Consider the following 14,431-nt stretch of genomic DNA (forward strand, 5'->3'; position numbering starts at 1 on the left):
AGACCGTCTAAAGACCTCACTGTACTTAAACTGCGGGGCCTCGCCTTTTAATTTAATTACTTTGTAACTCATTCCGTTGACTAAATTTTAGTCAACTTTTTTCAGGACAAGACAAAATAAAAAGCCCCGTTGATATCAGCGGGGCTTTGTTTATATGCTGGAAGTATTCTAAACGCTTAATTAACCAGTTAATTCGCTTATAGGTTTTTTGATAATTTATCAACCATTTCCTGCGGAACCTTTTCAAGGTCGAGTACCAGGAAGCCGTCAAGTGAATCAGCAAACTTCGGATCAATGTTGAAACAGATGATCTTTGCGTTAAGCGCGATATACTGCCTTAATAATACCGGCACTTTAGTGTTGCGCACCTCAATGTCAGATATAATATTATCCAGGATTTTAAAGTTATCTTCGCCACCTCTTAGCACATCGGTATCAATACTTGAAAAATCAACCTTGAACTTTTTACGTGGCTTAACAAATTGCGCCAGTTCATGGTCGAAATGGTTGCGGTTAATGTAATCAACAATCAGCGATTTCGACAGCGTAGAAAAGGAGTTACTGATGCTTACCGGCCCAATTAAATAACGGTAGCGTGGATTATCAAGCAAAAACTTCAGGATACCTTTCCAAAGCAAAAATAAGGGCAGCGGGCGTTGCTGATATTCTTTGCGGATAAACGAGCGGCCCAGTTCAAGGCTCTTTTTCAGCACCGGCGTAAGCTGCGATTTTATTTTGAACAGCTCGGCTACATAAAAGCCTTTCTTGCCCATGCTGTAAAATATCTCGTCGCCAAGGCCAACACGATATGCGCCTACAATTAGTCTGGCATCGGTATCCCAAATAAAGAGATGATGATAATAGATATCATATTCATCAAGGTCTATTTTTTTATTGGTGCCTTCGCCTACTTCGCGGAAAGTGATCTCGCGCAAACGGCCTATCTCCCGTAATACACATGGTATGCTTGACGGCGGTACAACAAATACCTCATATACGCCTTCCTGCCACACGCGGTAATTGTCACGAAGAGCCGTTATTTCTTTATCCAGTATATCCGGATTGGTTTCAGCAACAATATCCTCAGGCGTTTTTCTTATTTTGAATAAGTTGCCCGGACTAAATAGTTTTTTTTCCTCGGCAAGGCCTGCACCCAATGCATATGTTTTCGCCCGTAAAAAACTAAGCAGTTTGGTTGCGTTATTATTATTAGGAATGTCGTTAAACTGTATCGGCCTACCAATGCGTAACTGAATAGTATGACCTTGCTTATTAAACAGTTCTGATGGTAGCTTGGCCGTACGTAGGGTAGGGTGTATCAGGCTGAGCAGATTAAACAGCATACCGTTATTGCCATGAAAGTATATAGGCACAACAGGTACTTTTGCGCGGCTGATGATCTTACCCACTACCGGATGCCACAGCCTGTCGGTTACTTCACGTTTTTCGAGCTTAAAGGTTGATACCTCTCCGGCCGGGAATATACCCATTGGGATGCCTTGTGATAGCAGATCGAGCGTGGTTTTTAATCCGCTGATACTTGATGAATGATCAATGTTCTCAAACGGATTAACCGCAATAAAGTAATCGGCCAGGTTAGGGATCTTTTTTAGCAGGAAGTTAGCCATTATCTTGGCCTCAGGCCTAACGGTGCATAGGATTTTTAGCAATACCATGCCTTCAATACCGCCGTAAGGGTGGTTGGCTATAGCGATAAACCCGCCATTGGCCGGAATATTTTTCAGTTCTTTTTCGTCGAACTCAATTTTTACGCCGCAGCCTTCTAATATCGAGTCAACAAAATCAGGGCCTACTTTTGGCTGCGCCTGTGCAAACAAATCGTTTACCTGATTTATTTTCATAAGTTCCATTAACAATGAAGCAAGCCCCGGCATGTGTAACTTGTCAAGCTTGGTTGCTTTGGCAAATTCTTCAGTAGTTATTACTTTCATTTAATGGTATGATGTATAAGGATTATCATAACGTCTAATATCCCAAAAAATTTCTAATTTAACGTTTCGCTAATAAATCTGATGCTAACAAACATAAAAGCTTACCTGTCCATAACAAAAAAACAATGGAACGGATTAGTTGTAATGGTATTGCTGGTAACAGCCATACCTGTGCTAAATTATGTTAATCAAGGTTTGAGCAAAGATAGCACAATAAACCACAATTCTTTTAAAAAGGCAATAGCGAGGCTAAACCAGGCAGATTTAAAAGCGGAGAAAAGCTTTTACATTAATAAAGAAACACACGTCTTACACAAAAAAATACGGCTAACTACGCCGGTCGAAATAAACAGCGCCGATTCAGCCACATTAACCACAGTTTATGGTATAGGGCCATCATTTGCACGGCGGATAATTAAGTACCGCGAACTACTTGGCGGATTTTACAGCAAAGAGCAGTTAAAAGAGGTTTACGGCCTTGATGAAAATAAATATCTTGAGATAAAAGATCAGCTAAAGATCGATGCTTCAGCTGTAAAAAAGATTAACATAAATAAGGCAAGCGCTTATGAATTGAACCGCCTGCCGTACCTTGACTATAAGCAGGCAAACGCCATTGAGCAATATCGCCTGCAGCATGGCAATTACACATCAGCTGCCGCTTTGCAGGAAATTATGATACTGGACAAGCAAACCATTGACAAGATAAAACCATACTTAAGTTTCAAATGATAGAACAACGTATTAAAGCCGCTATACGCGATATACCCGACTTCCCGAAACCCGGCATCATCTTTAAAGATATAACGCCGATACTAAAAGACCATGAGTTGTGCATGGCCATTACCGATGCCTTTATCGGGCAGTTAAAAGGTATCAGGATAGATGCGGTAGCGGGGATTGAAAGCCGGGGCTTTTTGTTCGGACTTACGCTGGCAAATAAATTAGGTGTGCCGTTTGTGCCGGTACGTAAGGCCGGAAAGCTGCCTTACGCGGTGAAACAAAAGGTGTATGACCTGGAATATGGCACTGCCACCATTGAACTGCATACAGACGCTTTTGAGCCCGGAAGCCGCGTTTTGATACATGACGACCTGCTGGCTACCGGAGGAACTGTAACCGCTGCCAGCGAACTGATACAGGAAATGGGTGGGATAGTGGCCGGTTATACTTTTGTTGTAGGACTAAGTTTTTTAAATGGTAAAGAGAAGATAGCGCCTGTAAGTGATAATATTATTGTACTGGCGGAGTATTAATGTAACAAGCCGGCAATAGCATACTCTAAATGGTATAATACAAAACCATGAAAAAAGAAACATTCAGCATAAACGGCGAAGAGCTGGTAAACAAAATAAAAGAACTTATTAAAGAAGGTAACGTGCGTAAGGTAACCATTACCGATAAAGCGGGAAAAGAGTTATTATCGATACCATTGCTTCTTGGTGTTGCCGGAGTTATTATTGCACCTGTATTAGCCGGGCTTGGCGCTATGGCAGTGCTTATTGGCGAATGTAATATTGTTGTTGAAAGGGAAGAAGATTTGCCAAATAACGATTCAACTATTTTATAAATCAAAACTTTATCATACCTTTGTCGTCCCACGAAAGGAGGTATTTAGAGGAATATGATTATCATCAACGTTAAAGAAGGCGAATCATTAGACAAAGCGTTAAAACGCTTCAAGAAGAAATTTGAGAAAACCGGTGTTTTAAGAGAACTTCGCAGCCGTCAGGCCTTCGAGAAGAAATCGGTTACCCGCAGAACTACTGTGAAAAATGCCATCTACAAACAAGGCTTAAATCAGGAAGTAAACTAATTCTTGTTCAAAAGAGAATTTTTAGACTTTCTTTTAACATATTAAAAACTATTTGTACATTCAATGTTACCGGATGTATAAATAGTTTTTATGTTTTTAGAGCGGTTTATCCAATATATTAAGTTTGAAAAACGGTACTCTCCGCACACCGTAACCGCATACCGGGCCGATCTTGAACAATTTATGGCCTTTCTTACCGCCGGTACTCCGGCAGATCATCCCAGCGAAATTACTCATCACGACATCCGCAACTGGATAGTAAGCCTGATGGATGATAAACTCGCGGCCCGCTCGGTTAACCGCAAAGTAGCCACGCTGCGCAAATATTTTAGATTTTTACTTCAAGAGGGCGTTATTGAAATCAATCCTGCGGCTAAGGTTAACACACCCAAAATTCCTAAAACGTTACCTGTTGTGGTAGAAGATGTTAAGCTAACGCAGATGCTTGACAGCGACGATATTTTTACAATTGATTTTAAAGGAACCCGTGATAAGCTGGTGATTGAACTGCTGTTTGGTACCGGCATGCGCCTCGCCGAACTACTGGGTATTAAAGAAGCCGATATTAACGCACATGAGCAAACGATAAAGGTTTTAGGCAAGCGAAACAAAGAGCGCATAATTCCTGTGAATAAAGAATTAAGCCTGTTGCTGAAGGAATATATTACATTAAAGAAAAATGAAAATTTTGATAACAAATCGTTAAGACTAATCGTTACAGATAAAGGAGCAGATGCTTATCCGAAGCTTATATATTTAATTGTGCAAAAATACCTCTCCTACATATCTACACAAAGCAAAAAGAGCCCTCATGTGCTCAGGCATACATTTGCTACAACTTTGCTGAACAATGGAGCCGATCTTAATTCGATAAAAGAACTTTTGGGTCACGCCAATTTGAGCGCCACCCAAATTTATACGCACAATTCAGTTGAAAGATTAAAGTCTATTTATAAACTCGCCCATCCAAAGGCTTAAAAAGGAGGAAACATGAAAATCTCAGTGCAATCAATTCATTTCAACGCAGACAGAAAATTGTTGGATTTTATACAGAAGAAAGCAGATAAACTGGACACGTTTTATGATAAGATCATTAGCGGAGAGGTTTACCTTAAACTGGAAAACGTTGAAGACGAGGCAAATAAGATCACCGAGATAAAATTAAAAATACCAGGTATGCAGCTTTTTGCAAAAGAGCAGTGCAAAACCTTTGAAGAAGCTACGGATCTGGCTATTGAAGGGCTTAGAAAACAGATTGAAAAACATAAACAAAAGAAAAATGCAACCGAAGCGGCCGCTAAGAAAACAATTTTATCATCGGCCGAATACGAATTATAAGTTCAAAATCAGTAGTTTTGAAACAGAAAATCGACAGGTAAACAGCCTGTCGATTTTTTTTGATAAAAAATTTTGTTCAGGTTTAAAATTGTGTAGATTTGCAGTCCCTTTCGCAGGGGTGCTAAATGCACCGGCAGGCATCAAAAGGGAAGTTCTTTAAAAAGAGAAAAAAGAAAAAAATTAGCCTCCTTAGCTCAGCTGGTAGAGCAACTGACTTGTAATCAGTAGGTCATTGGTTCGATCCCGATAGGAGGCTCTGTTTAAATTTCGAATTTCGAATGTTCAATTTCGAATTTACCTGTTTAAGGAAATTTGAAATTGTAAATCCGATATCTGAAATAAGAACAAATGGGGGGATACCAGAGCGGTCAAATGGGACGGACTGTAAATCCGTTGCTTCGGCTACGAAGGTTCGAATCCTTCTCCCCCCACAGTGTTAAATTCTAAAATCTAAATACTAAATTCTAAAGGTTAACTTTTGGGTTTAGTATTTAGATTTTAGAGTTTAAACAAGCGGAAGTAGCTCAGTTGGTAGAGCGATAGCCTTCCAAGCTATAGGTCGCGAGTTCGAACCTCGTCTTCCGCTCAGTTAAATGTCGGATTTCGAACATGGAATTCGAGATGATAAAGATTGGATTGATCTAAATTTAGATCAAAAAGATCACAAACAAGCCGACGTAGCTCAGGGGTAGAGCACTTCCTTGGTAAGGAAGAGGTCATGGGTTCAAATCCCATTGTTGGCTCACTTTTTAATTAAAGTATTTAAAGTAAAAATTAACCTACAAATTAATATAAATCATGGCAAAAGAAAAGTTTGACCGCAGTAAACCGCACTTAAACATCGGTACTATCGGTCACGTTGACCACGGCAAAACCACCCTTACAGCTGCTATAACTAAAGTATTGGCTGACGCGGGTTTATCTGAAGCTCGTTCTTTCGATTCAATCGACTCTGCTCCTGAAGAAAAAGAGCGTGGTATTACTATTAATACAGCGCACGTTGAATATTCAACTGCTAACCGTCACTATGCTCACGTTGACTGTCCAGGTCACGCTGACTATGTGAAAAACATGGTTACCGGTGCTGCGCAAATGGACGGAGCTATCCTGGTGGTTGCTGCTACTGATGGTCCGATGCCACAAACCCGTGAGCACATCCTGTTAGCTCGTCAGGTAGGTGTACCTGCACTTGTTGTTTTCATGAACAAAGTTGACATGGTTGATGATCCGGAATTGTTAGAACTTGTTGAGATGGAAATTCGTGAACTATTATCGTTCTATGAATTCCCTGGCGACGATATCCCTGTTATTCAAGGTTCGGCTCTTGGTGGCTTGAACGGCGATGCAAAATGGGTTGGTAAAATTATGGAACTGATGGAAGCTGTAGATAACTACATTCCAATCCCTCCACGTCTTACTGATCTTCCATTCTTGATGCCTGTTGAGGACGTATTCTCGATCACTGGTCGTGGTACTGTAGCAACCGGTCGTATCGAGCGTGGTGTAATTAACTCTGGTGAGCCTGTTGACATCCTGGGTATGGGTGCTGAGAACTTAAAATCAACCGTTACAGGTGTTGAGATGTTCCGCAAAATCCTTGACCGTGGTGAAGCTGGTGACAACGTAGGTTTATTGTTACGTGGTATTGAGAAAACTGATATCCGTCGTGGTATGGTTATCTGCAAACCAGGTTCAGTAACTCCTCACACCGATTTCAAAGCAGAAGTTTACGTGTTATCAAAAGCTGAAGGTGGCCGTCACACTCCATTCTTCAACAAATACCGTCCGCAATTCTATTTCCGTACAACTGACGTAACAGGTGAAATTTCACTTGCTGAAGGTGTAGAAATGGTTATGCCTGGTGATAACGTAACTATCACAGTAAAACTGATCAACGCTATCGCTATGGAAAAAGGCTTACGTTTCGCTATCCGCGAAGGTGGTCGTACCGTAGGTGCAGGTCAGGTAACTGAAATCTTAAAATAATCCCCTTTACCTCGCACAGCGAAGAGAAAAGGTTAGGTTAATTATAAAAACAAAGTACCCGTAATCTTTCGGGTACTTTGTTTCATATAACAAATACTAAATACACGGGAATAGTTCAACGGTAGAATAGAGGTCTCCAAAACCTTTGATCAGGGTTCGAATCCTTGTTCCCGTGCATATTGAGCAAACAACTAAAATGGCTAACGTAACCGATTATATAAAAGAATCATACATCGAGTTGACCCAGAAAGTAACCTGGCCAACGTGGCGTGAGCTGCTTAACAGTGCCGTACTGGTGCTGGTTGCAGCAATCATCATCGCCTTGTTAATTTTTGTGATGGACCAGGCTATAGGTTATTTGCTTAAACAGTTTTATAGTTCACTTGCTTAATTTTTGATATAGGATGAGTGATCAGTTAAAGTGGTACGTAGTTAGAGCTATAAGCGGAAAAGAAAAAAAGGTTAAGCAATATATTGAGGCTGAAGTAAATCGTCTTGGCATAGCGCACCTTGTACCGCAGGTGCTTATACCTACCGAAAAATATTATCAGATGCGTGACGGAAAGAAGATTGCGAAAGAACGCAATTACTTTCCGGGTTATGTTTTAATGGAAGCAGCGTTGGATGGTGAGCTTGAGCACGTTATTAAAAATATTAATAGCGTTATTGGGTTTTTAGGTGATAAAGCCGGCAATGCGATACCGCTCCGCCAGGCCGAAGTTAACCGTATTTTAGGCAAAGTTGACGAAATGGTATCGCAAACAGAAACCATTAACGTGCCATACTATGTAGGCGAAAACGTTAAGGTTATGGACGGACCCTTCAACGGCTTTAGCGGCGTAATTGAAGAAGTTAACGAAGAGAAAAAGAAACTGAAAGTAATGGTAAAGATATTCGGGCGCCGTACGCCGCTTGAATTGAATTACATGCAGGTAGAGAAAGAATAGTTTTGATTCCGGATATCGAATTTTCGATGCCGGATTTAAAACTCGAAATATAGATTTCAACAATTTCGAAATTGAACATTCGAAATTTGAAATCAAAAGATAAATGTTACATAGCTTCCACTTACTAACATTGAGTTAATTAATTAAAGTAGATTAAAATGGCAAAAGAAGTCGGTGCGTTAGTAAAACTACAAGTAAAAGGCGGCGCTGCAAATCCATCTCCACCAATTGGCCCTGCACTGGGTGCAAAAGGTGTGAACATTATGGAGTTTTGCAAGCAGTTTAATGCACGTACCCAGGATCGTCCTGGTAAAGTGTTACCTGTGGTTATTACTGTTTACGTCGACAAGTCATTCGATTTTATCATCAAAACCCCTCCGGTAGCTATCCAGTTATTGGAAGTTTCGGGTTTAAAAAGCGGTTCGGCCGAGCCAAACCGTAAAAAGGTTGGTACAGTAACCTGGGATCAGGTTGAAACAATCGCTAAAGATAAAATGACTGATTTGAACGCGTTCACGGTAGAATCGGCCATGAAAATGGTAGCAGGAACTGCGCGCAGTATGGGGATCAACGTGTCTGGCACGGCTCCCTGGAATAATTAATTTATACAAATCAGTTTAAGACAGTGGCACGATTAACAAAAAATCAAAAAGCGGCACTATCCAAAATTGAGGCTAACAAAGCATACTCATTACAGGATGCGTCATCATTGGTAAAGGAAATTAACTATACCAAATTTGATGCTTCAGTAGATATAGACGTACGTTTAGGTGTTGACCCGCGTAAAGCCAATCAAATGGTGCGTGGTATTGCAACATTGCCTCATGGAACCGGTAAAACTGTGCGCGTACTGGTACTTTGTACCCCTGACAAAGAGCAGGAAGCTAAAGACGCAGGCGCAGATTACGTAGGTTTGGATGATTATATTGCCAAGATTGAAGGCGGATGGACTGATGTTGATATTATCATCACTATGCCAAGTGTTATGGCTAAAGTTGGACGTTTAGGTCGTATCCTGGGTCCGCGTAACTTAATGCCTAACCCTAAATCAGGTACAGTAACCCCCGAAGTGGGTAAAGCTGTAACTGAGGTTAAAGGTGGTAAAATCGACTTCAAGGTTGATAAAACCGGTATCATCCATGCCTCAATAGGAAAGGTTTCTTTCGCTCCTGAGAAGATATATGAAAATGCTTTGGAAGTACTTCAAACCATTTCAAAATTGAAACCTTCGGCAGCTAAAGGTACTTATTTTAAGAGTATACATATCTCATCGACCATGTCGCCGGGAATTGAAGTTGAAACCAAAACAGTAGCGGGGATCTAATCATGAATAAAGAAGAAAAATACGAACTTGTTCAAGCCCTTACTGAGCAGATCAATGAGTACGGTAATTTCTATATTACTGATACCGCTGACCTTTCGGTTGCAAAAATCAATAACATCCGTCGTAAATGCTTTGAAGCCGACATCAAAATACAGGTAGCAAAAAACAGCTTGATTAAAAAAGCTATGGAAGCCGCCGGTGGTGATTACACCGCAATATATGATGTATTAAAAGGCTCATCATCAATATTATTCTCAAAATCAGGCACTGCTCCGGCAAAGCTGATTAAACAACTGAGAAAAGAAGGTGACAAACCTGTGCTTAAAGCAGCTTATATCGATTCGGCAGTATTTATTGGCGACAACCAGCTGGATACTTTGACCAAACTAAAGTCAAAAGAACAGTTACTGGGCGAGATCATTGGATTACTGCAATCACCTGCGAAAAACGTTGTTTCGGCACTGCAATCAGGCGGAAACAAACTGGCAGGTATTGTGAAAACATTACAAGAGAGAGAAGGTTAACGAACGCCTTGTTAAAAGTTCGCATTAAACAACAACAAACGTATTAAAGTTAAAATTTAAATAAAATGGCAGATTTAAAAGCCTTTGCTGAACAGTTAGTTAACTTAACAGTAAAAGAAGTAAACGAATTAGCTCAAATCTTAAAGGACGAGTATGGCATTGAGCCTGCTGCTGCAGCTGTTGCTGTTGCTGCTGCTCCTGCTGATGGCGGCGACGCTCCTGCAGCTGCTGCTGAGCAAACTGCATTTGACGTTATCTTGAAAGAAGCTGGCGGTCAGAAATTAGCTGTAGTTAAATTAGTTAAAGACTTAACCGGTCTTGGTTTGAAAGAAGCTAAAGATCTTGTTGACGGTGCACCAAAAGAATTAAAAACCGGTGTATCTAAAGAAGAAGCTGAAGCTCTTAAAAAACAATTAGAAGAAGCCGGAGCGGTAGTTGAGGTTAAATAAGTTAACCCAATACACAATAGCATCAGACTCCGACCGTTTTTAGGTCGGGGTCTATTGCTGTTTATACAGGTTTTAGAATTAGGTATGAGATGTTAGATATGAGATGTTAGCCACATGTTTTTATTTGACTGTATCTCAGATCTCATATCTCAAAATCCCACATCTAACGTTTAGTAAACTAAAATTTTAATCCCTTGGCAAATACAATCGATCAAAGAGTAAACTTTGCAACCAGCCGTAAGGTACTTGAGTACCCTGACTTTCTGGATGTACAGTTACAATCTTTCCGCGAATTTTTTCAATTGGAAACAACTTCAGACAACCGTTACAAAGAAGGGTTGTTTAAAGTGTTTGCTGAAAACTTTCCGATTTCTGATTCAAGGAACATCTTTGTTTTAGAGTTCCTGGATTACTTTATTGACCCGCCGCGTTACGATATACAGGAATGTATTGAGCGTGGGTTAACATACAGCGTGCCTTTAAAAGCCAAGCTGAAACTGTCGTGCAACGATGAGGAGCACGAGGATTTCGAAACCATTGTACAGGACGTGTATTTGGGTACCATCCCCTACATGACCCCAAAAGGTACGTTTGTAATTAACGGTGCAGAACGTGTTATCGTTTCACAGCTTCACCGTTCACCGGGTGTGTTCTTCGGCCAAAGCCGTCACACAAACGGTACCAAATTATACTCAGCACGTGTTATCCCTTTCAAAGGATCATGGATTGAGTTTGCTACTGACGTGAACAACGTTATGTATGCTTATATCGACCGTAAGAAAAAATTCCCGGTTACTACGCTGCTTCGTGCCATTGGTTATGATTCTGATAAAGACATATTAGAATTGTTTGAACTGGCCGATGAGGTTAAGGTGAGCAAGTCAGGCCTGAAAAAATACATTGGCCGTAAGCTTGCTGCAAGGGTGCTTAAAAAATGGGTTGAAGACTTTGTTGACGAAGATACCGGTGAGGTAGTGTCTATTGACCGTAATGAGATCATCCTTGAGCGTGAAACCATACTGGAAGACGACCATATCGACATGATTATTGACGCAGGTGTGAAAACAATCATCCTGAACAAGGAAGATTCATCAACCAGCGGCGATTATACCATTATATATAACACTTTACAGAAAGATACATCAAACTCAGAGAAAGAAGCTGTTGAGCACATTTATCGCCAGCTGCGTAACGCCGAACCACCTGATGAGGAAACAGCACGTGGTATTATCGACCGTTTGTTCTTCTCTGATAAAAGATACGATTTGGGTGATGTAGGTCGTTACCGCATCAACCGTAAGTTAAAGCTTGATACATCTGAAGAGATCAAGGTATTAACCAAGCAGGATATTATTGCAATTGTTAAATACCTTATCAAACTGATCAACTCCAAAGCTGAGGTGGATGATATCGACCACTTGTCAAACCGTCGTGTACGTACCGTAGGTGAGCAGCTTTATGCTCAGTTCGGCGTAGGTTTGGCACGTATGGCACGTACCATCCGTGAGCGTATGAACATCCGTGACAATGAGGTGTTCACACCAACCGATTTGATCAACGCGCGTACCCTGTCGTCAGTTATCAACTCGTTCTTTGGTACCAACCAGCTTTCTCAGTTTATGGACCAAACCAACCCGCTGGCCGAGATCACGCACAAGCGTCGTCTTTCAGCGTTAGGTCCCGGCGGTCTTTCACGTGAGCGTGCAGGTTTCGAGGTTCGTGACGTACACTACACCCACTACGGCAGGTTGTGTACCATTGAAACTCCCGAAGGTCCGAACATCGGTTTGATTTCATCACTTTGCGTACACGCCAAGATCAATAATTTGGGCTTTATCGAAACTCCGTACAAACGTGTGGTTGATGGTAAAGTATCGGTTGACGAGCCTGTTGTTTACCTGTCGGCTGAGGATGAGGATGGCAAAACCATCGCTCAGGCCAACGCGCAGTACAATGAGCAGGGTGTGTTTGATACCCCACGTGTAAAAGCGCGTTTTGAAGGTGACTTCCCGGTTATTGAGCCTGAAAGGCTTGATTACATGGACGTAGCACCGAACCAGATCACTTCAATCGCGGCTTCGCTGATTCCGTTCCTTGAACATGATGACGCTAACCGTGCGCTGATGGGTTCGAACATGCAACGCCAGGCCGTACCGCTTTTACGCCCTGAGGCACCAATTGTAGGTACCGGTTTGGAAGGCCGTGTAGCAAAAGACTCACGTACACTTATTAACGCCGAAGGCGATGGTGTGGTTGAGTATGTTGACGCTAACGAGATCAGAATAAAATATGATCGTAACGAGCTTGACCGCCTGATTTCATTTGACGGTGATTCAAAAAGTTATCGCTTAACCAAGTTCAAGAAAACCAACCAGAGCACTACCATCAACCTTAAGCCGATTGTTAAAAAAGGCCAGAGGGTTGAAAAAGGACAGGTGCTTTGCGAAGGCTATGCTACGCAAAACGGCGAGCTTGCACTTGGCCGTAACCTTAAAGTGGCATTCATGCCTTGGCAAGGTTACAACTTTGAGGATGCGATTGTAATTTCTGAGCGTGTTGTATCTCAGGATATATTCACTTCATTACACGTTGAAGAGTTTGAACTGGAAGTGCGCGACACCAAACGCGGTGAAGAAGAACTTACAGCTGATATCCCTAACGTATCTGAAGAAGCTACAAAAGACCTTGACGAAGACGGTATCATCCGTGTTGGCGCTGAGGTTAAAGAAGGCGATATTCTGATTGGTAAGATCACCCCTAAAGGTGAATCAGACCCTTCACCGGAAGAGAAATTATTACGTGCCATATTTGGTGACAAAGCGGGCGACGTAAAAGACGCTTCGCTGAAAACCCCGCCATCAATTAGCGGTGTTGTTATCGATACCAAATTGTTCTCTCGTGCTAAAAAGACTTCAAAAGCTGAAGAAAAAGCACAATTAGAGAAACTGGATACAAAGCATGAGAAAGCTTTGAAAGATTTGAAAAATACTTTGGTTGATAAACTGTTCGAGATAGTGAACGGCAAAACCTCTCAAGGTGTTTACAATATCTACAAAGAGCTTTTTGTAGCCAAAGGCGTTAAGTTTACACAGAAGATACTGGCCGAACTGAACTACGAAAACATCAACCCAACTAAATGGACCACTGATGATGACAAGAACGATCAGATCAAAATCCTTCTGCACAACTATAACATTAAAGTTAACGAGGAACTGGGCGCTTACCGTCGTGATAAATTCGCTATCAGCGTAGGTGACGAGCTTCCATCGGGCATTGTACAAATGGCCAAAGTTTACATCGCTAAAAAGCGTAAGCTTAAAGTGGGTGATAAAATGGCCGGCCGTCACGGTAACAAGGGTATTGTTGCCCGTATCGTACGTGATGAGGACATGCCTTTCCTTGAAGACGGAACACCGGTTGATATTGTGTTGAACCCGCTGGGTGTACCTTCACGTATGAACCTTGGACAGATTTATGAAACCGTTTTAGGCTGGGCCGGTAAAGAGCTTGGTATAAAATTCGCAACGCCAATATTTGATGGTGCAACCCATGATGAGGTTGAGGAGTGGATTGCTAAAGCAGGCGTACCTGAATCAGGCCAAACATATTTGTACAACGGTTTAACAGGCGATCGTTTCGATCAACCAACCACGGTAGGTATCATCTACATGCTGAAACTGGGCCACATGGTTGACGATAAGATGCACGCCCGTTCAATTGGTCCGTACTCGCTTATTACGCAACAGCCGCTGGGTGGTAAAGCACAGTTTGGTGGTCAGCGTTTTGGTGAGATGGAGGTTTGGGCACTGGAAGCATTCGGTGCAGCCAACATCCTGCAGGAGATATTGACCGTTAAGTCTGACGACGTTATTGGCCGTGCCAAAACATATGAGGCTATTGTTAAAGGTGAAAACCTGCCAACGCCATCGGTACCTGAATCATTCAATGTATTGGTTCATGAGCTTAGGGGCTTAGGTTTGGACATCACTTTGGAATAAGGTTTTGTTGTAAAGTTGAAAGGTTGGAATGTTTTAAGGTTGCTTAACATTTCAACTTTCCAACCTTACAACCTTTCAACAATAAAAACAAAAGGAG

General features: G+C 41.7%; 15 protein-coding genes and 5 tRNA genes. 19 read left to right on the forward strand and 1 reads right to left on the reverse strand.

The genetic code is table 11. The features are described 5' to 3' along the window. Positions 1-197: 197 nt before the first annotated feature. Complete coding sequence (locus EOD41_RS19915) at positions 198-1,952, reverse strand: lysophospholipid acyltransferase family protein (protein ID WP_127708407.1); 1,755 nt, start codon at positions 1,950-1,952, stop codon at positions 198-200. A gap of 81 nt (positions 1,953-2,033) precedes the next feature. On the opposite strand from EOD41_RS19915, the gene EOD41_RS19920 reads away from it, so the two are divergent. The 19 genes from EOD41_RS19920 (at position 2,034) to rpoB (ending at position 14,334) form a co-directional block, all read left to right on the forward strand. Further along, entirely contained in the window at positions 2,034-2,684 is a 651-nt protein-coding gene (locus EOD41_RS19920) for a ComEA family DNA-binding protein (protein ID WP_127708410.1), read from the forward strand. Then, on the forward strand, positions 2,681-3,208 hold the full coding sequence (locus EOD41_RS19925) for an adenine phosphoribosyltransferase (RefSeq protein ID WP_127708413.1): 528 nt from the start codon (positions 2,681-2,683) through the stop codon (positions 3,206-3,208). The genes EOD41_RS19920 and EOD41_RS19925 overlap by 4 nt, the downstream gene beginning before the upstream one ends. A 47-nt stretch (positions 3,209-3,255) precedes the next feature. Then, positions 3,256-3,522, forward strand: coding sequence for a DUF4342 domain-containing protein (locus EOD41_RS19930; protein ID WP_127708416.1), 267 nt, complete (start codon positions 3,256-3,258; stop codon positions 3,520-3,522). Between the two features lie 54 nt (positions 3,523-3,576). Further along, positions 3,577-3,768, forward strand: a complete 192-nt coding sequence (rpsU, locus tag EOD41_RS19935; RefSeq protein WP_127708419.1) for a 30S ribosomal protein S21 — start codon at positions 3,577-3,579, stop codon at positions 3,766-3,768. Between the two features lie 90 nt (positions 3,769-3,858). Further along, positions 3,859-4,746: a tyrosine-type recombinase/integrase gene (locus EOD41_RS19940; protein WP_127708422.1), complete on the forward strand. Its 888-nt coding sequence runs from the start codon at positions 3,859-3,861 to the stop codon at positions 4,744-4,746. A gap of 12 nt (positions 4,747-4,758) precedes the next feature. Continuing rightward, positions 4,759-5,106: a ribosome hibernation-promoting factor, HPF/YfiA family gene (gene hpf, locus EOD41_RS19945; RefSeq protein WP_127708425.1), complete on the forward strand. Its 348-nt coding sequence runs from the start codon at positions 4,759-4,761 to the stop codon at positions 5,104-5,106. Positions 5,107-5,289: 183 nt separating this feature from the next. Next, a tRNA-Thr gene (locus EOD41_RS19950) sits at positions 5,290-5,362 on the forward strand. A gap of 94 nt (positions 5,363-5,456) precedes the next feature. Beyond that, positions 5,457-5,537 (forward strand) — tRNA-Tyr (locus EOD41_RS19955). Between the two features lie 82 nt (positions 5,538-5,619). Further along, positions 5,620-5,692: transfer RNA gene (locus tag EOD41_RS19960), tRNA-Gly, on the forward strand. A gap of 85 nt (positions 5,693-5,777) precedes the next feature. Beyond that, positions 5,778-5,849: transfer RNA gene (locus EOD41_RS19965), tRNA-Thr, on the forward strand. A 55-nt stretch (positions 5,850-5,904) separates the two neighbouring features. Then, a complete protein-coding gene (gene tuf, locus EOD41_RS19970; RefSeq protein WP_127708428.1) occupies positions 5,905-7,092 on the forward strand; it encodes an elongation factor Tu in 1,188 nt (395 codons plus the stop codon). Between the two features lie 104 nt (positions 7,093-7,196). Then, a tRNA-Trp gene (locus EOD41_RS19975) sits at positions 7,197-7,267 on the forward strand. 21 nt (positions 7,268-7,288) lie between these two features. After that, positions 7,289-7,483, forward strand: a complete 195-nt coding sequence (gene secE, locus EOD41_RS19980) for a preprotein translocase subunit SecE (protein ID WP_127708430.1) — start codon at positions 7,289-7,291, stop codon at positions 7,481-7,483. A 13-nt stretch (positions 7,484-7,496) separates the two neighbouring features. After that, positions 7,497-8,039 carry a transcription termination/antitermination protein NusG gene (gene nusG / locus EOD41_RS19985; RefSeq protein WP_127708433.1) on the forward strand — a complete coding sequence of 181 codons (543 nt, stop codon included), beginning with the start codon at positions 7,497-7,499 and terminating at the stop codon, positions 8,037-8,039. A gap of 158 nt (positions 8,040-8,197) precedes the next feature. After that, on the forward strand, positions 8,198-8,641 hold the full coding sequence (rplK, locus tag EOD41_RS19990; RefSeq protein WP_127708436.1) for a 50S ribosomal protein L11: 444 nt from the start codon (positions 8,198-8,200) through the stop codon (positions 8,639-8,641). A gap of 23 nt (positions 8,642-8,664) precedes the next feature. Continuing rightward, positions 8,665-9,363 (forward strand): 50S ribosomal protein L1, encoded by a 699-nt coding sequence (rplA, locus tag EOD41_RS19995; RefSeq protein WP_127708439.1) that lies wholly within the window; start codon positions 8,665-8,667, stop codon positions 9,361-9,363. A gap of 2 nt (positions 9,364-9,365) precedes the next feature. Continuing rightward, positions 9,366-9,887, forward strand: coding sequence for a 50S ribosomal protein L10 (gene rplJ, locus EOD41_RS20000; protein ID WP_127708442.1), 522 nt, complete (start codon positions 9,366-9,368; stop codon positions 9,885-9,887). Between the two features lie 65 nt (positions 9,888-9,952). Continuing rightward, positions 9,953-10,336, forward strand: coding sequence for a 50S ribosomal protein L7/L12 (gene rplL, locus EOD41_RS20005; RefSeq protein ID WP_127708445.1), 384 nt, complete (start codon positions 9,953-9,955; stop codon positions 10,334-10,336). 194 nt (positions 10,337-10,530) lie between these two features. Then, entirely contained in the window at positions 10,531-14,334 is a 3,804-nt protein-coding gene (gene rpoB / locus EOD41_RS20010) for a DNA-directed RNA polymerase subunit beta (protein WP_127708448.1), read from the forward strand. The last annotated feature ends 97 nt before the right edge of the window (positions 14,335-14,431 follow it).

Source organism: Mucilaginibacter limnophilus (assembly GCF_004005815.1).
Taxonomy (GTDB): Bacteria; Bacteroidota; Bacteroidia; order Sphingobacteriales; family Sphingobacteriaceae; genus Mucilaginibacter; species Mucilaginibacter limnophilus.

Excerpts from the sequence above, each read along its gene's own strand:
- EOD41_RS19915 (WP_127708407.1), bottom strand. The coding sequence starts at position 1,952 with ATGAAAGTAATAACTACTGAAGAATTTGCCAAAGCAACCAAGCTTGAC.
- EOD41_RS19920 (WP_127708410.1), top strand. The coding sequence starts at position 2,034 with ATGCTAACAAACATAAAAGCTTACCTGTCCATAACAAAAAAACAATGG.
- EOD41_RS19925 (WP_127708413.1), top strand. The coding sequence starts at position 2,681 with ATGATAGAACAACGTATTAAAGCCGCTATACGCGATATACCCGACTTC.
- EOD41_RS19930 (WP_127708416.1), top strand. The coding sequence starts at position 3,256 with ATGAAAAAAGAAACATTCAGCATAAACGGCGAAGAGCTGGTAAACAAA.
- rpsU (WP_127708419.1), top strand. The coding sequence starts at position 3,577 with ATGATTATCATCAACGTTAAAGAAGGCGAATCATTAGACAAAGCGTTA.
- EOD41_RS19940 (WP_127708422.1), top strand. The coding sequence starts at position 3,859 with ATGTTTTTAGAGCGGTTTATCCAATATATTAAGTTTGAAAAACGGTAC.
- hpf (WP_127708425.1), top strand. The coding sequence starts at position 4,759 with ATGAAAATCTCAGTGCAATCAATTCATTTCAACGCAGACAGAAAATTG.
- tuf (WP_127708428.1), top strand. The coding sequence starts at position 5,905 with ATGGCAAAAGAAAAGTTTGACCGCAGTAAACCGCACTTAAACATCGGT.
- secE (WP_127708430.1), top strand. The coding sequence starts at position 7,289 with ATGGCTAACGTAACCGATTATATAAAAGAATCATACATCGAGTTGACC.
- nusG (WP_127708433.1), top strand. The coding sequence starts at position 7,497 with ATGAGTGATCAGTTAAAGTGGTACGTAGTTAGAGCTATAAGCGGAAAA.
- rplK (WP_127708436.1), top strand. The coding sequence starts at position 8,198 with ATGGCAAAAGAAGTCGGTGCGTTAGTAAAACTACAAGTAAAAGGCGGC.
- rplJ (WP_127708442.1), top strand. The coding sequence starts at position 9,366 with ATGAATAAAGAAGAAAAATACGAACTTGTTCAAGCCCTTACTGAGCAG.
- rplL (WP_127708445.1), top strand. The coding sequence starts at position 9,953 with ATGGCAGATTTAAAAGCCTTTGCTGAACAGTTAGTTAACTTAACAGTA.